19 protein-coding genes are annotated in these 22489 nt (G+C 38.0%); 7 read left to right on the top strand and 12 right to left on the bottom strand.

Features of this window, described 5'->3' with window-relative positions:
• Nucleotides 1-156: 156 nt before the first annotated feature.
• Nucleotides 157-2202 carry a methionine--tRNA ligase gene (gene metG / locus ACTBZY_RS14740; RefSeq protein ID WP_463047105.1) on the bottom strand — a complete coding sequence of 682 codons (2046 nt, stop codon included), beginning with the start codon at nucleotides 2200-2202 and terminating at the stop codon, nucleotides 157-159.
• Nucleotides 2203-2384: 182 nt separating this feature from the next.
• Here metG and ACTBZY_RS14735 point away from each other — a divergent pair, with 182 nt between their 5' ends.
• Entirely contained in the window at nucleotides 2385-4772 is a 2388-nt protein-coding gene (locus ACTBZY_RS14735; RefSeq protein ID WP_463047104.1) for a glycoside hydrolase family 95 protein, read from the top strand.
• Nucleotides 4773-4791: 19 nt separating this feature from the next.
• Here the strand turns inward: ACTBZY_RS14735 and ACTBZY_RS14730 are convergent, their stop codons facing one another.
• The 6 genes from ACTBZY_RS14730 to ACTBZY_RS14705 form a co-directional block, all read right to left on the bottom strand.
• Complete coding sequence (locus tag ACTBZY_RS14730; protein WP_463047103.1) at nucleotides 4792-6663, bottom strand: hypothetical protein; 1872 nt, start codon at nucleotides 6661-6663, stop codon at nucleotides 4792-4794.
• A gap of 51 nt (nucleotides 6664-6714) precedes the next feature.
• Nucleotides 6715-9765, bottom strand: coding sequence for a glycoside hydrolase family 3 N-terminal domain-containing protein (locus tag ACTBZY_RS14725; protein ID WP_463047102.1), 3051 nt, complete (start codon nucleotides 9763-9765; stop codon nucleotides 6715-6717).
• A 75-nt stretch (nucleotides 9766-9840) separates the two neighbouring features.
• Nucleotides 9841-10536, bottom strand: a complete 696-nt coding sequence (locus tag ACTBZY_RS14720) for a hypothetical protein (RefSeq protein ID WP_463047101.1) — start codon at nucleotides 10534-10536, stop codon at nucleotides 9841-9843.
• A 4-nt stretch (nucleotides 10537-10540) separates the two neighbouring features.
• Nucleotides 10541-10966, bottom strand: a complete 426-nt coding sequence (locus tag ACTBZY_RS14715; RefSeq protein WP_463047100.1) for a DUF2141 domain-containing protein — start codon at nucleotides 10964-10966, stop codon at nucleotides 10541-10543.
• Between the two features lie 172 nt (nucleotides 10967-11138).
• Nucleotides 11139-11432, bottom strand: coding sequence for a chaperone modulator CbpM (locus tag ACTBZY_RS14710; RefSeq protein ID WP_463047099.1), 294 nt, complete (start codon nucleotides 11430-11432; stop codon nucleotides 11139-11141).
• The gene (locus ACTBZY_RS14705) at nucleotides 11422-12315 is read right to left on the bottom strand and encodes a DnaJ C-terminal domain-containing protein (RefSeq protein ID WP_463047098.1); all 894 of its coding nucleotides are present in this window, start codon (nucleotides 12313-12315) and stop codon (nucleotides 11422-11424) included. The genes ACTBZY_RS14710 and ACTBZY_RS14705 overlap by 11 nt, the downstream gene beginning before the upstream one ends.
• A gap of 152 nt (nucleotides 12316-12467) precedes the next feature.
• Here ACTBZY_RS14705 and ACTBZY_RS14700 point away from each other — a divergent pair, with 152 nt between their 5' ends.
• Nucleotides 12468-12704 (top strand): hypothetical protein, encoded by a 237-nt coding sequence (locus ACTBZY_RS14700; RefSeq protein WP_463047097.1) that lies wholly within the window; start codon nucleotides 12468-12470, stop codon nucleotides 12702-12704.
• Between the two features lie 3 nt (nucleotides 12705-12707).
• On the opposite strand, the gene ACTBZY_RS14695 is transcribed toward ACTBZY_RS14700, so the two are convergent.
• Nucleotides 12708-13553: a LytR/AlgR family response regulator transcription factor gene (locus ACTBZY_RS14695; RefSeq protein WP_463047096.1), complete on the bottom strand. Its 846-nt coding sequence runs from the start codon at nucleotides 13551-13553 to the stop codon at nucleotides 12708-12710.
• A complete protein-coding gene (locus tag ACTBZY_RS14690; protein ID WP_463047095.1) occupies nucleotides 13550-14167 on the bottom strand; it encodes a rhomboid family intramembrane serine protease in 618 nt (205 codons plus the stop codon). The genes ACTBZY_RS14695 and ACTBZY_RS14690 overlap by 4 nt, the downstream gene beginning before the upstream one ends.
• A gap of 85 nt (nucleotides 14168-14252) precedes the next feature.
• Here ACTBZY_RS14690 and ACTBZY_RS14685 point away from each other — a divergent pair, with 85 nt between their 5' ends.
• From ACTBZY_RS14685 to ACTBZY_RS14675, 3 genes are all read left to right on the top strand, one after another.
• Nucleotides 14253-14846, top strand: coding sequence for a DUF1684 domain-containing protein (locus tag ACTBZY_RS14685; RefSeq protein ID WP_463047094.1), 594 nt, complete (start codon nucleotides 14253-14255; stop codon nucleotides 14844-14846).
• 41 nt (nucleotides 14847-14887) lie between these two features.
• Nucleotides 14888-15571: a molybdopterin-dependent oxidoreductase gene (locus ACTBZY_RS14680; protein WP_463047093.1), complete on the top strand. Its 684-nt coding sequence runs from the start codon at nucleotides 14888-14890 to the stop codon at nucleotides 15569-15571.
• Between the two features lie 170 nt (nucleotides 15572-15741).
• Nucleotides 15742-16275, top strand: coding sequence for a hypothetical protein (locus ACTBZY_RS14675; RefSeq protein WP_463047092.1), 534 nt, complete (start codon nucleotides 15742-15744; stop codon nucleotides 16273-16275).
• Between the two features lie 53 nt (nucleotides 16276-16328).
• Here ACTBZY_RS14675 and tpiA read toward each other — a convergent pair whose 3' ends face one another.
• Nucleotides 16329-17096, bottom strand: a complete 768-nt coding sequence (gene tpiA / locus ACTBZY_RS14670) for a triose-phosphate isomerase (protein WP_463047091.1) — start codon at nucleotides 17094-17096, stop codon at nucleotides 16329-16331.
• 94 nt (nucleotides 17097-17190) lie between these two features.
• Between tpiA and ACTBZY_RS14665 the strand changes: the two genes are divergently transcribed.
• The gene (locus tag ACTBZY_RS14665; RefSeq protein ID WP_463047090.1) at nucleotides 17191-17589 is read left to right on the top strand and encodes a hypothetical protein; all 399 of its coding nucleotides are present in this window, start codon (nucleotides 17191-17193) and stop codon (nucleotides 17587-17589) included.
• A 38-nt stretch (nucleotides 17590-17627) separates the two neighbouring features.
• On the opposite strand, the gene ACTBZY_RS14660 is transcribed toward ACTBZY_RS14665, so the two are convergent.
• The gene (locus ACTBZY_RS14660; protein ID WP_463047089.1) at nucleotides 17628-19859 is read right to left on the bottom strand and encodes a carbohydrate binding family 9 domain-containing protein; all 2232 of its coding nucleotides are present in this window, start codon (nucleotides 19857-19859) and stop codon (nucleotides 17628-17630) included.
• 348 nt (nucleotides 19860-20207) lie between these two features.
• Nucleotides 20208-20930: a YebC/PmpR family DNA-binding transcriptional regulator gene (locus tag ACTBZY_RS14655; protein WP_463047088.1), complete on the bottom strand. Its 723-nt coding sequence runs from the start codon at nucleotides 20928-20930 to the stop codon at nucleotides 20208-20210.
• Between the two features lie 124 nt (nucleotides 20931-21054).
• On the opposite strand from ACTBZY_RS14655, the gene ACTBZY_RS14650 reads away from it, so the two are divergent.
• Nucleotides 21055-22489 (top strand): lantibiotic dehydratase (locus tag ACTBZY_RS14650; protein ID WP_463047087.1); only part of this gene is annotated, 1435 nt, incomplete at its 3' end.

The raw sequence follows: 22489 nt of genomic DNA, 5'->3' as shown, positions 1-22489 counted from the left end.
CAAATCGGACGATTAATTGAAGTTAGAAAGGGCTGATATTCTCTTTTATTGACAAGAAGAAATGGGAAAGCCTTATAAAAAAATAGCCCATCGCTTTTTTAAAAGCAATAGGCCAATTATTAATACGTATAAATAGAGAGTAGGGTCAGTCAAAAATTAAGAAACCGTACCACCATTCCAAACAGCTTTGTCTGGCTGAATAAGGGCTAAGCCGCCATCATTATTTTCCGCCATAAGAATCATTCCTTGAGATTCTATTCCCATCATTTTTCTTGGGGCTAAATTGGCTACAAAAGTCACTTGCTTGCCAATCATCTCTTCCGGATTATAATGCTCTGCTATTCCGCTTAAAATGGTACGTTTCTCAAAACCATCATCTATTAAGAATTTCAGAAGCTTCTTGCTTTTCTTCATAGGTTCTGCCTCTAGGATGGTACCTATTCTGATATCCAACTTCATGAAGTCATCAAAAACTATTTCTTCCTTTATTTCAGGAACTGCTTTACTCTCCAATTCATTCATTTTCTTAGTATCCAATAATTTTTGTACCTGAGCTTCCACCGTGCTGTCTTCTATTTTCTCAAAAAGCAATGATGCTTCTTTTAGTTGATGACCGTCTGCCACCGCGTCTGCTTTTCCTGCAAATAACCATTCACGTTTCTCAACATTAAGCATAGCATTAATTTTGGTCGCAGTAAACGGCAAAAACGGCTCACAGGCAACTCCTAACGAAGCGGTAATTTGCACCGCTATATTCATAATAGTTTTGACACGCTCAGGGTCTGTCTTTATTAATTTCCAAGGCTCCGTATCCGCCAAATACTTGTTCCCAAGTCTGGCTATCTCCATCATGCTAGACAAGCCATCTCTAAATTTGAAATTCTTTAATGCGTCTGAAACATCACAAGGAAGCTTTGTCAATTTCTCTAAGGTCTCTTTATCAAAATCGGTCAACTCGCCTTTCGCAGGAAGTACGCCTTCATAATACTTATTGGTGAGCACCATGGTGCGGTTTACAAAATTCCCTAAAATGGCTACCAATTCCGAGTTGTTTTTGGTTTGCCAGACTTTCCATGTAAACTCCGAATCTTTTGACTCAGGAGCGTTTGATGTTAAGGCATAACGCAGCACATCTTCTTTGCCAGGAAAGCCCTCTAAATACTCATGAAGCCAGACAGCCCAGTTTCTAGAAGTGCTGATTTTATCACCCTCTAGATTCATAAATTCATTTGCAGGAACGTTATCTGCCAAAGTATAATCTCCGTGAGCCATCAGCATGGCAGGAAAAATAATACAATGGAAAACGATATTGTCTTTGCCAATAAAATGTACCAGCTTGGTATCTTCTGATTGCCAGTAATCCTTCCAATCCTTGCCATTGGCTGCCGCCCATTCTTGCGTAAAAGTGATGTAGCCTATAGGTGCATCAAACCACACGTAAAGCACTTTTCCATCCGCTCCTTCTACGGGCACCTTAATGCCCCAGTCTAAGTCTCTGGTCATGGCACGTGGTCTTAGGCCGTCTTGAAGCCATGATTTACACTGTCCAGCCACATTATTCTTCCATTCTGGATGGCTATTGACATATTCCTCAATTTGGGGCTGCATTCTATCCAAAGGCAAATACCAGTTTTTGGTCACCTTTTTAATGGGTTCAGCACCAGAAAGTGTCGATTTCGGGTTTTTTAATTCCAATGGAGAAAGAGCTGTTCCACAACTTTCGCATTGGTCGCCATAGGCTTTATCATTCCCACATTTTGGGCAAGTGCCAATCACATATCTATCGGCCAAAAATTGACCCGCGGCTTCATCATAAAGCTGCTCCGTTTCTTCTTCTACAAAATCTCCTTGGTCATACAACTTCCTAAAAAAGTCTTGAGATACCTCATGATGGATAGGCTTGGAGGTTTGAGAGTAAATATCAAAATTTATCCCAAAATCAATAAAACTCTGCTTGATTTGCTTGTGATATCTATCCACCAATTCCTGTGGCGTAATCCCTTCTTTTTTTGCTTTGATGGTAATGGGCACGCCGTGCTCATCTGTCCCCGAAATAAACGCCACGTCTTTTCCCTTTGCTCTTAAGTAACGCACATATATGTCGGACGGCAGATAACAACCTGCCAAATGACCAATATGAATAGGCCCATTGGCATAAATTAAAGCAGCAGTTACGGTGTATCTTTTCGGAGTTTTAATCATCAATCTTCTTGTATTTGAAATCAGACTGCAAATTTAGTCAGAAAAGGCTTGAAAAGTAATCATGGCCCTGTAGAATCTAGGAAGACCACTGTTTTATATCACTGTTATGCCCTAATTTTCTATGGAAATTTGAAACTGTCAAAAATCAGCCCTAACATTGACCTTGAACCCAATCATTAATAATGAAAAAAGTACTATTTGCAATACTTTTTACTTCCTCTGCCATAGCCCAGCAAGCCCCTATGAAACTATGGTACGATAAACCAGCTGAACATTTTGAAGAAAGTTTAGTATTGGGAAACGGTAAAATTGGAGCTACGGTTTTTGGTGGAGTTTCCTCCGACAAGATATACCTCAACGACATTACACTTTGGTCTGGTGAACCCACCGACCCAAATATGAATCCTGATGCTCGTACCTATATGCCGCTGGTAAGAGCAGCCCTTAAAAACAATAACTACAAACTGGCCGACTCGCTTATCAGAAACATTCAAGGCAAATTTTCAGAGTCTTTTGCTCCACTAGGAACATTGACCATGAATTTTGACAATCTAAAAGGTCAAAACTATTACCGTGAATTAAGCCTAGATGAAGCCACCGTCAAGGTTCGCTTTGACAATAATGATAATGAGATTGTGAAAGAATATTTCACTTCACATCCTGATAAGGTTTTTGTTATCAAATTAAAAGCGAAGCACAAAAACAGCTTAAATTTCAACTTGGCGTTTAGCAGCTTACTAAAATATAAAGTAACTACGAGCCCGAATTTACTTAACGCCCATGGCTATGCTCCTACGGAGTCAAAACCTAGTTATTTGGGCAATGTGGAAAATGCAGTGAAATTTAGCGAAGGAAGAAGCACCAAGTTTTCTAGCCTAATAAAAGTAACTAAGACTGATGGCGAGATAACACAAACAGATAGCACCATACATGTTTCTAATGCCAGCGAAGCCATCATTTTGGTGAGTATTGCCACTAGTTTTAATGGTTTTGATAAAAACCCAGCCACTGAAGGCCTGGACGACCAGGCCATTGCTAAAGCACAACTAGAAAAAGCCGCAACCAAAACTTATGCCGAACTAAAAAACAGTCATATAGCGGATTACCAAAAATATTACGATAGGGTGAAATTAAACTTGGGTCAATATGAAGGAAAAGATATTCCGACAGACCAAAGGCTTAGAAACTATGCCACAGGAGCTAAAGACCCCTATTTAGAAGCTCTCTATTTTCAATACGGACGTTATCTTTTAATTAGCAGTTCAAGAACGTCTGGGGTTCCTGCCAACTTACAAGGGCTTTGGAACCCTTACATAAGACCGCCATGGAGCAGTAATTACACCATGAATATTAATGCAGAAGAAAACTATTGGGCAGCAGAAACCACTAATCTTAGTGAGTTTCACGAACCATTTTTAAGTTTCTTAGCCAACCTTCAAAAAACGGGCGAAGTAACCGCAAAAACTTTTTATGGAGCCAGAGGCTGGACAGGCTCACACAATTCTGATATATGGGCTATGACAAATCCAGTTGGAGACTTTGGAAAAGGTGCACCTGTATGGGCAAACTGGGCCATGGGCGGCACTTGGGCTAGCACGCATTTATACGAACACTTCCAGTTTACACAAGACAAAGAATGGCTTAAAATTTATGCCTACCCTATCATGAAAGGAGCCGCCGAGTTCTGTCTAGATATGCTCGTAGAAGGCCCTGATGGTACATTAATTACTTCGCCGTCTACATCTCCTGAAAATGTTTATATCACAGATAAAGGTTATAAAGGAGCAACCCTTTACGGTGCTACGGCAGATTTAGCCATGATTAAAGAGCTTTTTAATGACATTATTAGCTCTGCCAAAACCCTAAATACGGATGCAGAATTTGTAGCTGAAATAGAAGCTACACTTTCAAAACTTCAACCTTATCAAATTGGCAAAAAAGGGAATTTGCAAGAATGGTATCACGACTGGGAAGATACAGATCCTCAGCATAGGCATCAAACCCATCTTTTTGGCTTACATCCAGGACATCATATTACCGTGGCCAAAACGCCAGACTTAGCAAACGCCGCAAAGAAAACCTTAGAAATAAAAGGCGATGAAACCACGGGCTGGTCAAAAGGCTGGAGAATTAACCTTTGGGCTAGATTACTAGACGGAAACCATGCTTATAAAATGTATCGAGAGCTTTTAAGTTATGTAGAACCTGATGCCATCAGACCAAAAGGCAATAATAAAGGAGGCACGTACCCAAACCTTTTTGACGCTCACCCTCCTTTTCAAATCGATGGAAACTTTGGAGGTACGGCGGCTATAGCGGAAATGCTGGTGCAGTCTGACAATGATAACATTTACCTGCTTCCTGCCCTGCCAGATGCTTGGCAAACGGGTGCTGTAAAGGGCTTACGAGCTAGAGGTGGTTTTGAAATTGACTTGGCTTGGAAAAAGGGAAAGCTGAAATCAGTAACAGTTTATGCCAAAGGCGGCTCGAAAACTAATGTGGTTTATCAGGGAAAATCTAAATTGATAGAGCTTGCCAAAGGGGAAAGCTTAACTTTGGAGAAGATTTAAAACAGAAAAGGTGGTAGATTCATTCTATCACCTTTTTAATACTCCCTATAAAGTTATTTTTCTTATCGAACATTTGAATAAAGAGAATTCCAGAAAAGTCATTTGACATAGTTATTTCCATATCATTTCCCATTTTTCTACTTTTAAATAACTGTTTACGCCCAAGACCGTCAACAGCATTTATTGAAAAAATCGGTTCTTTTGAAGATATGATAAAAGCCCTCCCATTTGTAACTGGATTAGGATAGCTAGAAATATCACTATTAAACGACTCATTCACACCCAAAGCAGTCTCTCTCGAAATCTCAAAACGAGTAGCCTGCACCCTTTTAGCATAATCCTCATTGCCTTCCCAAGAGTAATAAATAGTACAACCTTCGTCGCTATAAGAAGTTGCCGTAATTGTTTTATAGGAGTTAGTACAACTTCCTGAAACCGAATCCATGTAGACTTTCGACTGAACCGTTTCGAATTCAATAGGCACATTAATATAAAATGGCCCTCGCGTAATTACTTCAATCTCTGCTTCTGTTTTCCTAACCTTAAACTCCCTGCTTTCATAAGCGGCACTTCCTGTGAATGAATATGCTAAGACTTTAAAGTCGCCCTCCCTTCCCGTAAAAACAAGACGTTTCTCTGCCAAGTAAGCAGCCTCTGTATCTTCTGGTTGTAGAAAAACATAGGACTCTGAACTGTCAGAAGTAGCCACCTCCAAATCAATCTCTTTGCCTCTAACATCAATCACCTCTTTATTGAAAAAATCACTCGAAGCTTCATTAAGGTTAACAATTTCTGTAGTAATATCTAAATTAGTTTTAGTCGTATATCTCTTTAGGTCATTACCTGACTTAACCAGAATAGAGCTATCAGGAAAAACACCCCGAATAGATTTTCCATGCAAATCAATTACAACTGACCTATCAATATCAAAAATGTGATTAAGCGAATCATATTTCATGAATCTGTTACCATTTTTCAAAGTAACACCATAGTTATCAATAAAATCGAAGCCTATATATTCATTTTCTACCTTCTTTAAATAAGCTAATTCTACTCTTTCGTCATTTTCAGTAAGGGCATGATTGTCTGCCGTATAACAGCCCTCTCCGCACTGTAAAGAGCCCCATAACACAAAATCATCCTTCTCATATAGTGGATAAAAAATATTATAATCACCCCAACTACTTGATGAATAATTCCTTTTCTTATTAATCAAGCCTTCCCAAATAATTTTACCATCATGATCTAGTTTATATGTTGTTCGATTGAAATTATAAGAAAGACCATATTTGTCATTACCTAAAAATACATTGCCATACTTATCAACTAAAACAGTTCCAATTCCCGATAGAGGAACTTCACAATTAAAAGTATAGTCACGTGAAAAGTCCACATTATATCTTCTTAATGAGTCTCCTATAGCATAATATTGATTTTTATGTTTGTCATAATACAAAAACCTACCACCATCAAAGACCTCTCCTTCATCCAAAATACTTTCGACATTCTCAGAATCAATTACTAAAAATTTCCTTCTATAAGAATAGAGGGTATTTGTGTCTGCTACTGAATAAGTCGACATTTGAACCCAAATAGAATTATCCGGAAAAATCAGCGGTCTCTCATTATAATTCAAATAAATGGTTTGTTCCGACCTATATACCTCTTCAGTCCCTTCATACTTTACAAGGACACCAGTTTCTCCAACATAATTAACCCAGTAAGTCCCATCTGAAAGTGTAAAGGTATTCCTTATTTCAGTTGGCTTTTCGCCAATAAGTATAGGTTTAAAATTGAAATCTGAATCTTCAAAGTAAATTGTTTGCTGACCATCTACCTTTTGAAAGAGAAGTATGGTAAGGGTAAAAATAAAACTGAGCCTGTAAATCATTTTCATTGCGTGTTTAATGCAATGAAATTAATAAAGATTATCATAAAATTATCAAAGATTATCCACCGCCTCGTTGATGACTTCATGGATTCTTTTGCGAACATCCAAGTCCATAAGTTTACTATTATTGGCCCTTGGGTACACTCTATTGGCTAGCATGATAAAAATCAGCTGACGGTCTGGATCTACCCACACCACCGTTCCTGTAAAGCCGGTATGCCCATATGTATTGGGCGAAGCCGTAGAAGCAATGGTAGATAAATCCTGATTTTGAACAGGCTTATTCCAGCCTATTCCTCTATGACTTCTATTAGAAAGATGCGTAGAAAAATGATTGACCGTCTCAGGAAACAAATATCTCCTTCCACCATAAGAACCATTTTGAAGATTCATTTGATACAATTTAGCCAAATCCCAAGCGTTGCTAAAAAGTCCAGCATGGCCCGCTACCCCACCTAAAAGTGCCGCATTAGGGTCGTGAACGGTACCCCAAATCTGCCTTTCTCTGAAAATCAGATCGTTTTCTGTAGGGGCTATCTGGCTTTTAGGAAATTTATTCAAGGGATTGAACAGCGTATGGTTCATTCCCAAGGGCTCATATAAATTCTGGTCTAAAAATTCATCCAAGGGTTGGCTAGTAACCTCCTCCACAATTCTTTGAATCATAATTAAACCCAAATCACTGTACAGATATCTAAACTCTCCGCCACTCTTCTTTCTCGTGGTAAAATCTGTATCAATAAGCCAGTTCCAAACAGAATCTCTAATACTCGGTTTTATAAATAAACCGTCTGCTACCTGAAGGTTTCCTTCTTGATTAGGCTGATAATATTCCTTTTTAAAAGCTCCCGAGGACGTTTTTGTAGGAGCCCAAAACGCTTGAAAAGACTTTAAACCTGCCTGATGAAAAAGAATATCTCCCACTAGCATATCTTCCTTATTAGTTCCCTTTAGCTCCGGCAAATAATCGGAAGCCTTCAAGTTCAAATTTAAAAGCCCCCTTTCATTAAGCATCATAACGGCCTGCAATGTGGCACTCACTTTGGTAAGTGAAGCCAAGTCATAAAGCGTATTGGTTGTCACTTTTTCGGTATCTCCATATCGAAAAGTCCCAAAAGCCTTATGATAAACCACTTTACCTCTTCTGGCCACCAAAACTTGAGCCCCTGGAAAAGCATTTTTACTGATGGCGTCATTTACAATCCCGTCAATTTCGTTGAGCTTAGCTTCGCTCATGCCTACATGTTCTGGTAAGTCTTCTGTAAGTCTACCCACATTTAAAGAACTTTGCCCAAAATTAAATCTAGCCAATGGCGAAGCTGTAACCGGCAAATGGCCGTTCGCAGAACCCGCACCAAAAAGTATTTCAGACACTGCCTTATAAGCGTGAGGGTCGTCTTCAAAACCACAAATCACATTAGGAAAGTCATCAAAAAGCTTCAATCCATAAGGGTTACCAAAGGCCACCACCACCACTTTGGTTTTCTTAGACAAGGCTCTAATCATGTCAATGGTGGAAGGCGAAACGCCGAAGTTTTGAGAAGAGCGACTGTTCATATCATGCACACTTACCACCATAGCGTCATATGTAAATGCCTGATCCACTATATAACTCCAATCTTTTGAAGAACCGGGCTTTATAGGCATTTCGTAATTTACTACATTCCCAAACCCACTCATCTGTGATTGAAATGCATTACCTACAGCCGCACTCACTGCCACTGTTCCAATAGACAATGTGTCTAACTGAACAAAAGGGAAAACCGCTCTATCGGCTCTTAAAACAGTAACAGCATTTTTAAAAAGAATATCTTTAATTTCCTCGCTTCGGGTGTTGTTCAAATCTTTCATTAAACCTTCCACCTTCACATGCTTTGGCTTATTTAAGCCCGCCCAATATTTAGCTCTAAGTATCTTATGAACACGCAAGTTTAAATCGGCTTCCTCCAAATCTCCATCTCTAAAAGCCTTCAAAATTTTATTATAACCCGCATCAAGATTTGCGGTCTGGAGTAACACATCATTGCCAGCCTCATAAGCAGCCAAATCTGCTCCCCCCACAGAAAACTGATTCGTAATGCCTCTCATATTCAAGGCATCTGTAAAAGTTAAGCCTCTAAAGCCAAGTTGCTCATGAAGCAACCCTTTTATTATCTTATCTGATATAGTCGCGGCCCTGTTTGGTCTGCTATCCAGAGCTGGCACATACAAATGCCCTGTCATTACCCCAGCGATACTATCGTTTATCAATTTCCTAAATGGCACGAGCTCTTGTTCAGAAAGCCTTGTTTTACTATGATTTACCACCGGCATAGAAACATGAGAATCGGCATCTGTATCTCCATGACCCGGAAAATGTTTTGCCACCGCCATTACACCTGCTTTTTTTAAGCCTTTGGCGTAAGCCATAGCTTTAGCTGCCACTAAACTTTCAGACTCCCCAAAAGACCGGTAGTTAATCACAGGGTTATTTGGATTTGTGTTTATATCTGCCACAGGGGCAAAATTTATATGTACGCCTAACCGCTTTAGCTGAGAACCTATCTCAAAGCCCATTTCCTGAATAATGAGATTATCTTCAATGGCTCCTAAGGTGATTTGCTTCGGAAAAGAAACGGTGTTTTCCAATCTCATCCCTAAACCCCATTCCGCATCCATACCTATCAATAAAGGTATCTTGCTTAATGCTTGGTACTCGTTGGTAAGTTTGGCTTGAATTGGAGCGGTACCTTGAAAGAAAATAAGACCACCAAGGTGATAATCTTCTATTTTTTCTCTAACGCCCTGATAATACGCTTCATTCCTATTAGAATAAGTGGCAATCATAAAGAGTTGCCCTATTTTTTCTTCGAGACTCATCCCCGCCAATATACTATCTGCCCATGCATACTGTGCTGAAACGAAATCCTTTATCCCAATTATATTATCCTTGACAATACTATTCTCAAGCCTTGGCTTTTCCTTTTTAGTGAAATTGGGCTTTTCTAAAAGCGTTGGACTTTTTGACGACGCCAGCTGGAGGTCACTGCCAATGAAGCTCAAAGTAAAGACTCCGATGAACAAAATAACGATTAATAATTTGGGTTTGACCCTTTGATTCATAAAGCAAGTTGATTCTTAAAAAGCACAAAACTAAGGCTTAAAGATTGAATATGAAACCTATGAGGCAATCCAAAGTCAATTGACAATATTGAATTTCAATTCATATTTCTTTCTAAAATACCTAGATACAAAGGCAAAAACTACCGCAGGCCCCACCCATGTCAATAATAAAACGAAAATACTGGTATCTTCAGGTAAGAATCTAGGAACTATATTCACACAAAAGGCCGTAACGGCTGCAGAATAGGCTCCAATCATTTTGGCGGCATGCCCAAAAAACCAATGCATTTTCCCTAAAGACCTCCTTCCCGAGTAGGTATAAATATCCACCACACCCAAAAGCATACTAAATAGCCCAAAAATAAAGAACAAAGTTGTGTATGCCGCAATACCCTTTATCACCAGTACTGTTCCATAAATAAGCATCACAATCCCTGAAATTAAAATACCAAAAGCACCCAACCAGTCAAACCATTTAACGTTCAGTCCCTTTTTCATACTCAACACCCTTTTACCAGCAAATGTTGGGTAAAAACTTACCATACTTATGGTCAAGAAAAAATGATACTTAAGCTTAGCGGGGTAAAGAACAACAAAGAGAATAGCCGTAAGAAAAATAAAAGTCATGGACCAATAAAATATTAAACCTGAGATATTATGGACTTTCCCACCCTTCTTCCTCACCAGCATGGCTACTAGACCAAAGACTAGAGATAAAACTCCTGCCATCACATGTAGAAAAAGCGACGTATTGAATATTGTTTCTCTCATGATCTTAAAAGGAATAAAGTTGAATAGTTATATCCTGGTTGTCATCCAATTTGAAAGAACAATTCTCCCAAATGGGAGGCCCCATCATTACATAATTTGAGAAACCGCAAGGCTCCCCAGGCATACTGCCATTCATATCTATTTTACCATCATCATTTAAATCTTGGAAGAGCACTACCGCATAATCTGCTCCGCCCAATACACCTTCAAACGTAAAACTCATTTTCCCCTCTTCTACTTTCATGACCTTATTTGCAACTGGGTTTTGAGCACGAGGAAAACTATTGGCGTCGTTTGTTAAGGACGCGTAAACAGTCCCTTTCACGTTCGTTATTTGATTGATATTTACAGTAACCGTAAACCTGTCTTGTGCTTTTAAAGAAGCGAAGCTTAAGAAGAAAAGACATAGAAGAATGAATAAATTTTTCATTTGCTTTTTGTTTATGTGAGATGATAACAAAAGCAAATTTATACGGCCAAAAAGTAGCCAGAAAATCAAAGGGTTGCTTGACAAGCTTTTGGGACAAAAAGCAAGGATAAGGGTCTTTCAGTGTACTTATGGGATGTTTAACAAGCCCAAAACCCACAAACTCACATTAAGCTTATTTCAAAAAAAGTCTTAATCTACTTCTCAATTCTACCAATTCCTCTTCCTTTTTATTTAGCTTTTCCAGTAAATGCAGAATGGCATCTATGCCAGCAGGATTAATTTCAAGTTCTTTATATAAACGGATTATCTTCTCTAAAGTGGCTATATCATTTGGGAGAAGACATTTTGTGTTTTCTTTAACCACCATAGTGATTAATTCATATGATTCTATCTCTTCTATAAAAGACAAACTCACCTCATGAACTTCACAAAAGTGTTCTATGCGAATGTATTTCTCAGTTGCCATGACTTCTAAGTTTTGATAGTTTCTGAAATAATTCTTTCTCTTCCTCTGTCAGATTTTTAGGCATTTCTATCTGAAAAGTGATAATTAAATCGCCGAAGGTGTCCTTCTTCTTATAAACTGGCATCCCCTTACCAGTGAGTTTGATTTTAGAATCGTTACTACTTTCAGCAGGCACTTTTAGTTTGACCTTACCTGTAAGTGTTTCTACAATAATTTCTCCTCCTAAAACAGCTTTGAACAAATCAATTTTTTGAGTCAAATAAAGATTCGCTCCCACGCTCTGAAATATGGTGTCGTTTTCAATAGAAAAAGTGATGAGCAAGTCGCCCTTGGGGCCACCATTCATGCCATCACCTCCGTACCCTGTAATTTTAATCGTTTGCCCATCCGTTATACCCGCAGGAATAGTCAGCCTTATATTTTTGCCGTTTACGGTCAACACCTGCTTTCTTTCTTCTAGAACCTCTGTCAACTTTAAACTCAGCTGTGCATTAAAATCTTGCCCCCTAAATTTTCCTGCAGATCTTCTTCCACCACCACCTTGACCACCAAACATGGACTCAAAGAAGTCAGAAAAGTCATTTCCACCACCACTACCGCCACCGTAGGCTCTTTGTTGGCTTCTTCGCTGGTTCTGAGCTTTCTCAAACTCCTCTCCATGTTTCCAATCCTTCCCATACTTATCGTACTTCTTTCTCTTCTCCACGTCAGAAAGTACTTCATGGGCCTCATTTAATTCCTGAAATTTAATCTTTGCTTCTGGATTATCTGGATTCAAATCTGGATGAGATTTACGAGCAAGCTTCCTATAAGCCTTTTTTATATCATCAGCGGTTGCCGATTTATCAAGACCGAGTATTTTATAATAATCTTTGAATTGCATTTCTTAAATATTCCCGTTTAGCCAAGCACGAAAAAAAAATCAACCAGAAAAATGACGAATGTCATATTAAGACATCCTAAAAGTCATCATTTATATAAAAAAATAGTATGATATTTAACTAATAATTTTCTATTTCTAAGACAAAATCAAAAATGGACATCAAAGCTTATAGCAAAATACTATTCCCTCTGGCTTGCCTATTGCTCATTATCTTCAGCTTTAGCTTTAATTCATTTGAAAATAACTTTACCATGGCCACCTTGGCCACTTGTTTCTTTTTGCTTCTCATAGAAGCTCTAATTTTGATTTTCAAAAGCCATGTAAGTTGGTGGAATAGGGTAAAATGGATTATTCTAGCCATCGTTTTACTCCTAACGCTAATAGGCTAATGCCTATTTCAGTCCTTCCACAATACTACTATATTTCCTAGCCACCGGAACAATGTCATCAATATCTTTTAAATGCAACTTATAACCTTGTGCATTACCCGTTACTTTTAGGGCCTTATTGAGATTAACAATGTAAGACCTATGGCAGCGTACAATACTTTCATCCAAAATTTGACTTTCCATTCGGGAAAGACTCCCTCTTAAAAGCTGCTGCTTAAGTTCGCCCTCCAATAAGTAAACTACTTTTGAATAGTTATCAGCAGATTCTAAATAAAACAACTGACCCGATTCTAAGTCCAATACATCTTTACCATTTTCTGCCTTTAAAATTATTTTTGAGTCTTGCTTGTTTTGGGAACCTCTAATCGCTACTTCTTCAGAATATTTATTTAAGCCTCTTTTGTACTTTACAAAAACATTGAAAAAGATAGGAAAAAAGCCTAAGGCCAATACCGCTGCAAAGCTCCATAAAAACACCACCCATTTCCACGGGAAAATCTCAATAATCCCGGCATATATGAAGTTTCCTGAGGTGATTAAAATCAAAACAAAAAAATTAATGAGAACCTCTCTACCTACTGTCCATTTTTCTTCTCTAAAATAGTTGGGAAAGGCTTTCATTACTCCGAATTTCATAAATATCAGAATGCCGAAAGTTACCCCGCCAAATGCCAATAAATGCAAAAACTTTTTATCCGACTCCCACTGATTTATTCCAAAAGGCTCGAAAACAATCAAAAAAACAGCCACAAAAAGTCCCACCGCAAACGAATGAAGCAGGTTTTGTGTGTCTGACCTCTCTAGGTCAACACAAGGATATGGCTGTTTTAATGTTTCTAAAATTTTCAAAACGATGAGGTAATCTGCTCAACAAACCTTGGCAAAGTGGCGGGCTCTGTTAATCCTATAAACAATACGCCCCAAATAGCCCCCCATAGGTGAGCCATATGGTTCACGTTATCCATTTGACGTTTTTCCATAAAAATAGAATAGGCCACGTAAACTAATGCGAAAATATAGCCTGGCATTGGAATTGGTATTGGGAAAATAATCAGCTCCATTAAAGGATTTAAAACAACTGAACAAAAAACAATTGCTGATACGCCACCCGAAGCTCCAAGGGAATTAAATCCAATATTGTCTTTATACTTTACAAAATCAGGCAAGTTTGCCACCACTATACCTATTAAATAAAGTCCTAAAAATGCCAAAATAGCCTTTCCTCCAAAAAAGTAAGCAAAATACTGCTCCACAACACCCCCAAAGAGATAAAATGCGTACATATTAAAAAACAAATGCATGTAATCTGCATGAATAAAACCACTGGTCAATAATCGGTAATACTCTTTGTTTTTGTTGGCACTATAGGCGTTATGAATCCATTTATCCCTGAACGTACTATCTCGCCATGCGTAGATACTTGTCAATACAGTGACTATTATTAAAATGACGGTTACGGACATGCAATTTTATTGTTTAATTTGAAGCATGAAGAATATTCGGAAAATTAATAAATCGGGGCTTGACAAACCAATAAAGTACATTTTCATGTGCATTATATATTTGACCGTGCATAACGCTTTAGGGCAGAATAGCTACCAAGAAGAGATGCTACAGCACAGAGAAAACTACAAAAAAGACTTCGTCACGAATCCAAATTCTCCTTTAAAAGCAGATGATTTACATGATTTAGACTTTTACAATCCTGATGAAACTTTTAATGTTGTTTGTGAATTTAAAATAGGCGGAAAAAGTGAACCTTTTGAAATACCAACTAGCAGTGGAAAAACTAAAACCTATACGCGGTTTGGTCAATTGACATTTAAGATAAAAGGCAAAAAGCAGACATTGACCGTATATAGAAGTATGGATTTAATAAAACACCCTCTTTATAAGGATTATCTTTTTATTCCTTTCAGAGACGCTTCAAACGGTGACAGCACTTATGGTGGAGGGAGATACTTGGACTTGAGGATGTCAGAATTATCAGAGGATATTATCACACTTGATTTTAATAAAGCTTATAATCCGTATTGTGCCTTTTCTTCAGGTTATAGCTGCCCTATTCCACCAGAAGAAAACCATTTAAAGGTAAAAATAGAGGCGGGAGAAAAGAATTATAAAGGTGCTATAAAAGAATAACAAGCCTGCAGTTCTAAATTGCAGCATCAATCTGAAGAAATATGGAAAAACTAGATAGAATTATAGACGCCAGAATGAAGTTGAAAGCTCGTTTTGAGAAAAAAATGGCGGATTCTCCTTCAATAGCGGACGACAAACCTTTAGGCTCTGGCCCAATCAACAGACATGGCATGCCACAGTTACCCGCCGGTCAAACGGAAACCATAAAATGGCCTGTGCTAGACTTAGGTTATCATCCTGAAATCAGTTTAGAAAACTGGAGACTGACCCTTAATGGCGAAGTAGAAAAACCTCTGATATTGAAATGGCAAGATTTCATGGATTTGCCTCAAACGGAAGACACCTCAGATTTTCACTGTGTCACCACTTGGAGTAAAATGGACATGCCATGGAAAGGTGTAAGACTAATAGATTTAGCGGCACTGGTCATGCCTAAAGAAACGGTAACCCATATCTTATGCTATGGTTACGACACCTATACCACAAACGTACAAATAGAAGAAGCCTTAAAGCCAGATGTGCTGCTTGCTCATACCGTTTACGACGCTCCGCTTGAACTAGAGCACGGTGGCCCATGCAGAATGATAACACCGCAGCTTTACGCCTGGAAAGGCTCCAAATGGATCAAGAGAATAGAATTCATAAACGCCAACAAAAAAGGCTTTTGGGAAGAAAGAGGATATTCTGACACCGCATATCCATGGAGAAATGATAGGTATTCTTGAGCAAGAATAACATTAGTAGGTTACCCTTTAAAGAACATTTCGATTTTATACTTGTCTTTACTTTAGTAAATTTTGACATTCATATATGAAATGGAAAATCCCGATTTTAATACCAATTGCTTTTACGCTGCAGTCGTGCTTCTGCTTTTGCGGACCATCAAAGTTAATTGATGCTAATTTTGCTTTCTCTCTCTTCTAAACTCAGCAGTTGGGACTATAGGACAGAACCTGCGTTAAACGAAATTTTGTTTACTATTCATTTGGAAGACAGCTTGTCTAAGCAAATCAGAATACTCTATGAAGCACTAAAAATTCAAACAGCTGGAGCCATGCAACTCTGCGAATGCTTCTCAGAAATGGCTCCTGACTGGCATGTCACAAACATAGAAGCCTCAACAGTCTATAACTTTAACAAAAACTATCCAGCAGGATCGATAATAACTGACCTTATAATTGGCAGACTAAAAAGCCCATTTGTTGAAGGAAGTAATTTGACGGGCACAAATTTAGAAAACCTTCCTTTGTTAACGCATAACCTATTATATGGAACCTCTAGCGACTCTGAACCTCCTCCATACCTAATCTTCGATTTTCTTCTTAAAGAAATACCTCAAAATGGTTCACAACGAATAGCACTAAAATTCACTTTTAGAAACGGTAAGGTAATTAATGCCTTATCTCCCGAATACAATATTGAGTCATAAAAAAACTCCCAATCTTTTAAGAAAGGGAGTTTCATATATTTTTTCAGAGAGTCTTAAGCTGGAAACGCCTTAGCAATATCCGTAAATCCTCTAGAGTCTAGAGAAGCTCCACCTACTAAACCACCGTCAATATCTGGCTGAGAGAAAAGCTCTCCTGCATTACCAGGCTTCACACTTCCACCATAAAGGATAGAAATATTTGCCGCCACATCAGCACCATATTTTGATGCCAAATGGTCCCTTAATGCTTTATGCATTTCTTGAGCTTGGTCGCTTGATGCCGTCACACCTGTACCAATTGCCCAGATTGGCTCATAAGCTATAACCACTTTCTGAAGCTCTTCAGCCGAAAGTTGGAACAAGCCGTTTGTCAATTGACCTTTTACAAAGTCAAAATGAATACCAGCCTCACGCTGTTCTAAAGTCTCTCCACAGCAGAAGATTGGTGTTAAACCACCTGCTAAAATTGCATTTACTTTAGCTGCGATAAATTCGTCAGACTCATTGAAGTATTCTCTTCTTTCTGAGTGACCTATGATAATATGATCTACACCTGCTGATGCCAACATTCCTACAGACATTTCGCCAGTGAATGCTCCTGATGCTTCAGGATGACAGTTTTGAGCTGCAATGCTCACTTTGTCCGTATTGATAAGTTTGCTAAATGAACTTAAATAAGGAGCAGGTACTCCCATTACTACTTTTACGTTCGGATTTACAACTTCATCCTTAACCATATTAGTTACTTCAGAAAAAAGGATTTGACCTTCTTCAAAAGTTAAATTCATTTTCCAGTTTCCTGCTGCGTACTTTGTTCTCATTAGATTTCTGTTTTGATAAACTTTTGCCAAAGATATTAAACCTTTGATAAAGCTCTACGTCTAAAGGTCTGTAATTAATTTAAACAAACATATTATGAAAAAGTTAATGATTTTAGCGGCATTGTTTTTTACTGCTAGTGGAGCTTCCTTTGCCCAAAAAATGGAAAAAGAAAAACCCTCTCCAAAAGAACGTGCTGAGAAAATGACACAAAAAATGAAAAGTGAGTTGGTTTTATCTGACGAACAGTATACTAAAGTATTAGCCCTCAACACCGAAAAAGCAACGGAAACAGAGGCCATGCATAAAGCCAAACAAGAAGAGATGAAAATAAAACAAGAAGCCATGAAGGCCGGAAAAGAGGCTTATAATGCTCAGCTCAAAGAAGTTTTAACAAAAGACCAGTATATCAAATACTTAGAATTAAAAACGGAAGGAAAGCAAGATGGTAGAAGAAAACATGCTCCAAGAAAACGCATGAACAAACAAAATTAGTCTTTAAAATAAAGGGAGAGTCTTATGGCTCTCCTTTTTTATAAACTGAACCAATAATTAAATTTCAAGACTATGGCTCTATTTTTATTTGTGAAAGAATCACTGTGGTAGTTATCTGTGTAAACCAAATATATGTCAGACATAGGGCTAAATCTGTACTGAATTCGACTGTTGATATTGAAATTATCCTCCTGAGTGTTAAACTGCAAAAAGGTGGTCCAAAAAAGCTTATTGGTTATGGTGGCCTCCACTTTAGGACCAACAAGCCACAAATGTGTTCTACCGTAATCTTCCGGAAAAAGAAGATCATTATACTGAGCACTTAAAGTCATACTAAAATACGGCTGCTTTCTCAAAAGCATGCTCATGTTATACTGCCTTATTTCTGCATTATAATATTTCCCGAACAGCAGCCCCCCGTTTAAAACAAAGTTCTTTCGGGCGTCTCCTTTATAGTTTAACGAAAAATTACTGTAGTTATAATTTCCTGGAGCAAGTGGCATGTTCGAAGGCAGAGGGAAATAAAACCTTATGTTATCTTCATGCATTTTATACTCTAGATTTACACTTGAGGCGTTTTTGAAATAAAGGCCTGAAGAAAGCGTATGATACCTATCGCTCAGCTCTCCATCTTCAAAGTAATTGACATGGTTAGTTTGCCCAAAAGAGAGCTCTACCAATCTTTTATGTTTAGGACGGAAAGTAAGATGATTTTCATTATTAATAAACTTGAATCCTGCTCTAACCGTAGTATCAGCATCTAAATAACTATCTCCAATTTTTGCGAAAGTCTCTATTCTATTCACAAAGCCCATATCGGAATAGTAATCCTTTTTTAAATTTCCGAAATCCACAAAGCCCGTGTAAAGCTTACCAAAATGACCAAAACCAAATTGATAAAAATCTCTATTTTCTTCAATGCCCTCTTTCATGGAAAGATGATAGCCCGCCCATGCTCTGTTAACGCCCTTATGGTCAATTAGATTTAACTCCAAACCTGCATTTCTGCCAAATTTATCCATTGACGCTACATTTTCTTCATTTTCTAGCCCCAAGGCTTCTCTATTCAGAAAGTAGCCTTTCACCAATGACCTCTTTCCTATCCTTTGATGCAATGCCGTGGCTGTATAATTCTGAGCCGCATAATCTCCACTTTTTAAAGTTTGAAGATTCATTAGCCCTATTCGCGTTTTTGCCATCAAATTCCCGCTTAACCTCATTCCATAAAGTGTAGGAATGGGGTTCGCATTTTTATCGAGTCCTATTCTTCTGGAAAAGAATGGCTTGATATCTGAGTTTCCAAAACCAGAAAAAATGTCACTATTTTCTAAGAAGAAAGATCGTCTTTCTGGGTAGAGGATAGAATAACGGGTTAGATTGGTCACTTGCTGATCAACCTCCACTTGAGAAAAGTCTGAGTTGACCGTTAGATCTAGATTAAGAGCCTCACCAACACCAACCTTTGCATCAAAACCAACATTCCCATAATAATTTGCATTCCCAGCATTTTCTTTAAAGGGAATAAAGCCCTTCCAAGTAGTCGTGGTATTGGTTTGGGAATCATTATAAACACCACCCATTAAATATGGATTTAAGGAGATATTATTTTTTTGTTTTCCTAGATTATCTTCAAACTGTAGGGTTCCTAAAAAAGCAAGGTCTAATGCCGAAAACTGTCGCGGTAAATTGGTCCAAGAAGAAAATTGATTTTTCTTTCTATCGCTCCTAAAAAAGTTTACACCCCATGTGGTATTCTCTGCTTTATATCTTAAGGTTTTAAAAGGTATTGCCATCTCTATGACATATTTGTCATCATAAATTTTGGCTTCAGAAAACCACTTATTATCCCATGCATAGGTAAAAGAAGCATCATCTGTACCATACTGATACTCCGACTGTACATTATAAGGGGTACATGTAAAGCCAAATCCGTTCGATTTTTTATTTATGGGATCCAGTATTACCCCTACACCGTCATTTGCAGCTAAGCTGACATCCCTCTTTAGCGATGGTGCCACGAAAGTGCCCGAACTATCATATGCTTCTATTAAAAAATAAATGAAGTCATCGTCATAAGCCGCTCTGACAGAAGTTTTAGTTTTACTCTGTATGCCTGATTTAGGAAAAAGCTCCCAGAAATTTCCCACAGCCTCTGCACTTTGCCATACCATTTCATTTGCCTCACCATCAATAGTTATCTGGCTGGAAGTTCTAAAAACTTTCAGAAAATAATCCGCAGGATCGTGCTCCACCGTTTGGCAGATTGCCATTAAAGGTATTTGCAACAGAGCAAGTAAAAAGAATCGCAATTTTAGTTGGTATGGGTTACAAAAAAAACAGAAAGATTAAACATATCACAAGCCTTATAACAAAGATACATTAGTATGTAATAACATATAATGAAGCAATTTAGACATTAAATATCTATATCATAAGAACTTAAGCCTCTAAAATCATCCATCAATCAAGTAATTAAGTCAAACTGACGCTTTCTTTATATGAAATTAACTATTCGCCATATATGCATGTTTCTTGCTCTGCAATCTTTAGGTCTTAACAAAAAAAAAGCGTTCTCAAAATGGAAGAACGCCCTTATCAAGATTATAGGACTGGAGTTTTTACTCTAGAACCATGTTATGATAAACATTTTGAACATCGTCATCTTCATCTAATTTCTCTAATAATTTATCAATTTCCATGCCTTGTTCTTCAGACAGGACTTTTGTGTCTGTAGGAATTCTCTCAAAACCTGAACTCACTACCTCAAAATCATTCTCCTCTAAATATTTCTGAATGTCGCCATAGGAGGCAAACTCTCCGTAGATGTTAACTTCAGCTGTTTCATCATCCAAGAAAACGTCGTCAACGCTAAAATCAATAAGCTCTAACTCTAATTCTTCTAAATTTAAGCCTTCTTTATTTTCAATTTTAAAAACGCATTTTCTATCAAAAATAAAATCAAGCATGCCATTTGTTCCCAAACTACCCCCTGTTTTAGAAAAGTAACTTCGAACATTTGCTACGGTACGTTTATTATTATCCGTGGTGCACTCCACCAAAACAGCAACCCCATGTAAGCCGTAACCCTCAAGCACCACCTCTTTATAGTCTTCCTGATCTTTTGAAGATGCTCGCTTTATTGCGTTCTCTACATTGGTTTTCGGCATATTTGCAGCCTTGGAGTTTTGTATAACAGCCCTAAGCCTGCTATTAGAAGTGGGGTCTGGCCCACCTTCCTTTACCGCCATTACTATATCCTTACCAATTCTCGTGAAGGTTTTAGCCATGGAACTCCATCGCTTCATCTTTCTCGCCTTCCTAAATTCAAATGCTCTTCCCATATTTTAAAATAATGTGCCTGCAAATTTAAAGGATTTGAATAAAAATGTGGAGAATGAGACAAAATGATTAAATCTTAACCCTTAAATCCTAACTTTAATCCCCACAGGTTCATCCGTTATCAAAATGCCCAAATATAACTTTCTTCCAGATTTAGTCCTCCGGACTCCCATTCACTCGTTTAAGCCAATAATCACGGAAAAAGAGGTAAGGAATCTGCTTCAAGATGACCTCCTGTTAGAAAGCATATATCTTTCCTCTCCATCGCTTTTTAAAGCTATTCTAGAATTAAATAAAGGCTCCCTGTCAGAAAAAGATGAAGAAAAAGTAATTATCAGTGTCACCAAGTACATTCTTCGGAGTTTTTCAAGACCAACACCATTTGGATTATTTGCCGGAAACTCCGTGACTAAATGGGGTCCTAAAACCCACATAAAACAAGAAGAAGGCTTTCTGAGAAAGACTGAACTTGACTTTTCGGTGTTAACACAAATTTATGACACCATCAAAAATGAACCTCAAGCTAAGATTAATGCCAAATTTTACCCAAACTCAAGCTATTACATTCTTCATGATCAAATAAGGTATACAGAAAAAATATGGGTGGATGAGCATCTTGATTTTCAGATATCAGCAATCACCAAAAATGAATATATCTTAGCCGCACTTTCATTGGCAGAAAATGGTGCCACCTTGCATGAAATTGCAGCATTATTTGTAGGTGAAGAAGTTACCCAAGAAGAGGCACTTGCCTTCGCCAGTGACTTGGTAGACACTCAAATTCTAGTCAGTGAACTGGAACCGGATTTGTGTAGCTCCGATAAAATAGCTGAACTTTTAGATCTGCTGCATCAAAATTCATTTCCTGAAGTGTGGGCAAAAAAAATTAATACTGTCAAAACACGCCTCAAAGAACTTGATTTAAATCAAATTAATAAAATAGCCCGTTATACGGCCATAGAGCGGCTATTTAATGCCGGAGGACAAAGGGCATTCCATGTCGAAAGTTTTTTCAACTTAGTAGAAGGGCACGCTGTAGACACAAAACTTCAGCCACAGCTTTTAAACGCCATTTATGTCTTAAATACCTTAAAATCCGAGTCTCAAAGTACGGATTTAGAGACCTTTAAAATAAGATTTGATAGAAGGTTTGGCAAACATGAAGTGCCATTATTAATAGCCTTAGACACAGAAAAGGGCATAGGATATGGAGACAGGTTTGACACCAGCTTTGCCCCCCTCATCACAGAAATTGATTTGGATTCGGCTGAGAAAGAAGTGACGCTGTCGCCAATTGAATTTTATTTAGAACAAATCTTGGACAAAGCTCAAGAGAATGGGCATTATGAAATAAAACTTGAAAATGAAGCACTCCCAGAAATCAACAAAGACCTCAATTTATCTACTACCAGCCCTGTAATTTTCAAATTGGTGGCTCATGACCAAGTAGTTTTAGAAGCAGTAGGTGGTAGCAGTGCTATAAATTTAATTTGTCGTTTTGGAAATGCCTTCAAAGAAATTAGTGATTGTATAGATAAAATTGCCCACGAAGAAATCACAG

This window comes from Arcticibacterium sp. (assembly GCF_055134445.1).
This window is presented reverse-complemented; position numbering and strand designations above follow the sequence as displayed.

What these genes read in the sequence shown, in the direction of transcription:
- metG (WP_463047105.1), bottom strand. Translation starts at nt 2,202, where the DNA reads ATGATTAAAACTCCGAAAAGATACACCGTAACTGCTGCTTTAATTTAT.
- ACTBZY_RS14735 (WP_463047104.1), top strand. Translation starts at nt 2,385, where the DNA reads ATGAAAAAAGTACTATTTGCAATACTTTTTACTTCCTCTGCCATAGCC.
- ACTBZY_RS14730 (WP_463047103.1), bottom strand. Translation starts at nt 6,663, where the DNA reads ATGATTTACAGGCTCAGTTTTATTTTTACCCTTACCATACTTCTCTTT.
- ACTBZY_RS14725 (WP_463047102.1), bottom strand. Translation starts at nt 9,765, where the DNA reads ATGAATCAAAGGGTCAAACCCAAATTATTAATCGTTATTTTGTTCATC.
- ACTBZY_RS14720 (WP_463047101.1), bottom strand. Translation starts at nt 10,536, where the DNA reads ATGAGAGAAACAATATTCAATACGTCGCTTTTTCTACATGTGATGGCA.
- ACTBZY_RS14715 (WP_463047100.1), bottom strand. Translation starts at nt 10,966, where the DNA reads ATGAAAAATTTATTCATTCTTCTATGTCTTTTCTTCTTAAGCTTCGCT.
- ACTBZY_RS14710 (WP_463047099.1), bottom strand. Translation starts at nt 11,432, where the DNA reads ATGGCAACTGAGAAATACATTCGCATAGAACACTTTTGTGAAGTTCAT.
- ACTBZY_RS14705 (WP_463047098.1), bottom strand. Translation starts at nt 12,315, where the DNA reads ATGCAATTCAAAGATTATTATAAAATACTCGGTCTTGATAAATCGGCA.
- ACTBZY_RS14700 (WP_463047097.1), top strand. Translation starts at nt 12,468, where the DNA reads ATGGACATCAAAGCTTATAGCAAAATACTATTCCCTCTGGCTTGCCTA.
- ACTBZY_RS14690 (WP_463047095.1), bottom strand. Translation starts at nt 14,167, where the DNA reads ATGTCCGTAACCGTCATTTTAATAATAGTCACTGTATTGACAAGTATC.
- ACTBZY_RS14685 (WP_463047094.1), top strand. Translation starts at nt 14,253, where the DNA reads ATGTGCATTATATATTTGACCGTGCATAACGCTTTAGGGCAGAATAGC.
- ACTBZY_RS14680 (WP_463047093.1), top strand. Translation starts at nt 14,888, where the DNA reads ATGGAAAAACTAGATAGAATTATAGACGCCAGAATGAAGTTGAAAGCT.
- ACTBZY_RS14675 (WP_463047092.1), top strand. Translation starts at nt 15,742, where the DNA reads ATGCTAATTTTGCTTTCTCTCTCTTCTAAACTCAGCAGTTGGGACTAT.
- tpiA (WP_463047091.1), bottom strand. Translation starts at nt 17,096, where the DNA reads ATGAGAACAAAGTACGCAGCAGGAAACTGGAAAATGAATTTAACTTTT.
- ACTBZY_RS14665 (WP_463047090.1), top strand. Translation starts at nt 17,191, where the DNA reads ATGAAAAAGTTAATGATTTTAGCGGCATTGTTTTTTACTGCTAGTGGA.
- ACTBZY_RS14660 (WP_463047089.1), bottom strand. Translation starts at nt 19,859, where the DNA reads ATGGCAATCTGCCAAACGGTGGAGCACGATCCTGCGGATTATTTTCTG.
- ACTBZY_RS14655 (WP_463047088.1), bottom strand. Translation starts at nt 20,930, where the DNA reads ATGGGAAGAGCATTTGAATTTAGGAAGGCGAGAAAGATGAAGCGATGG.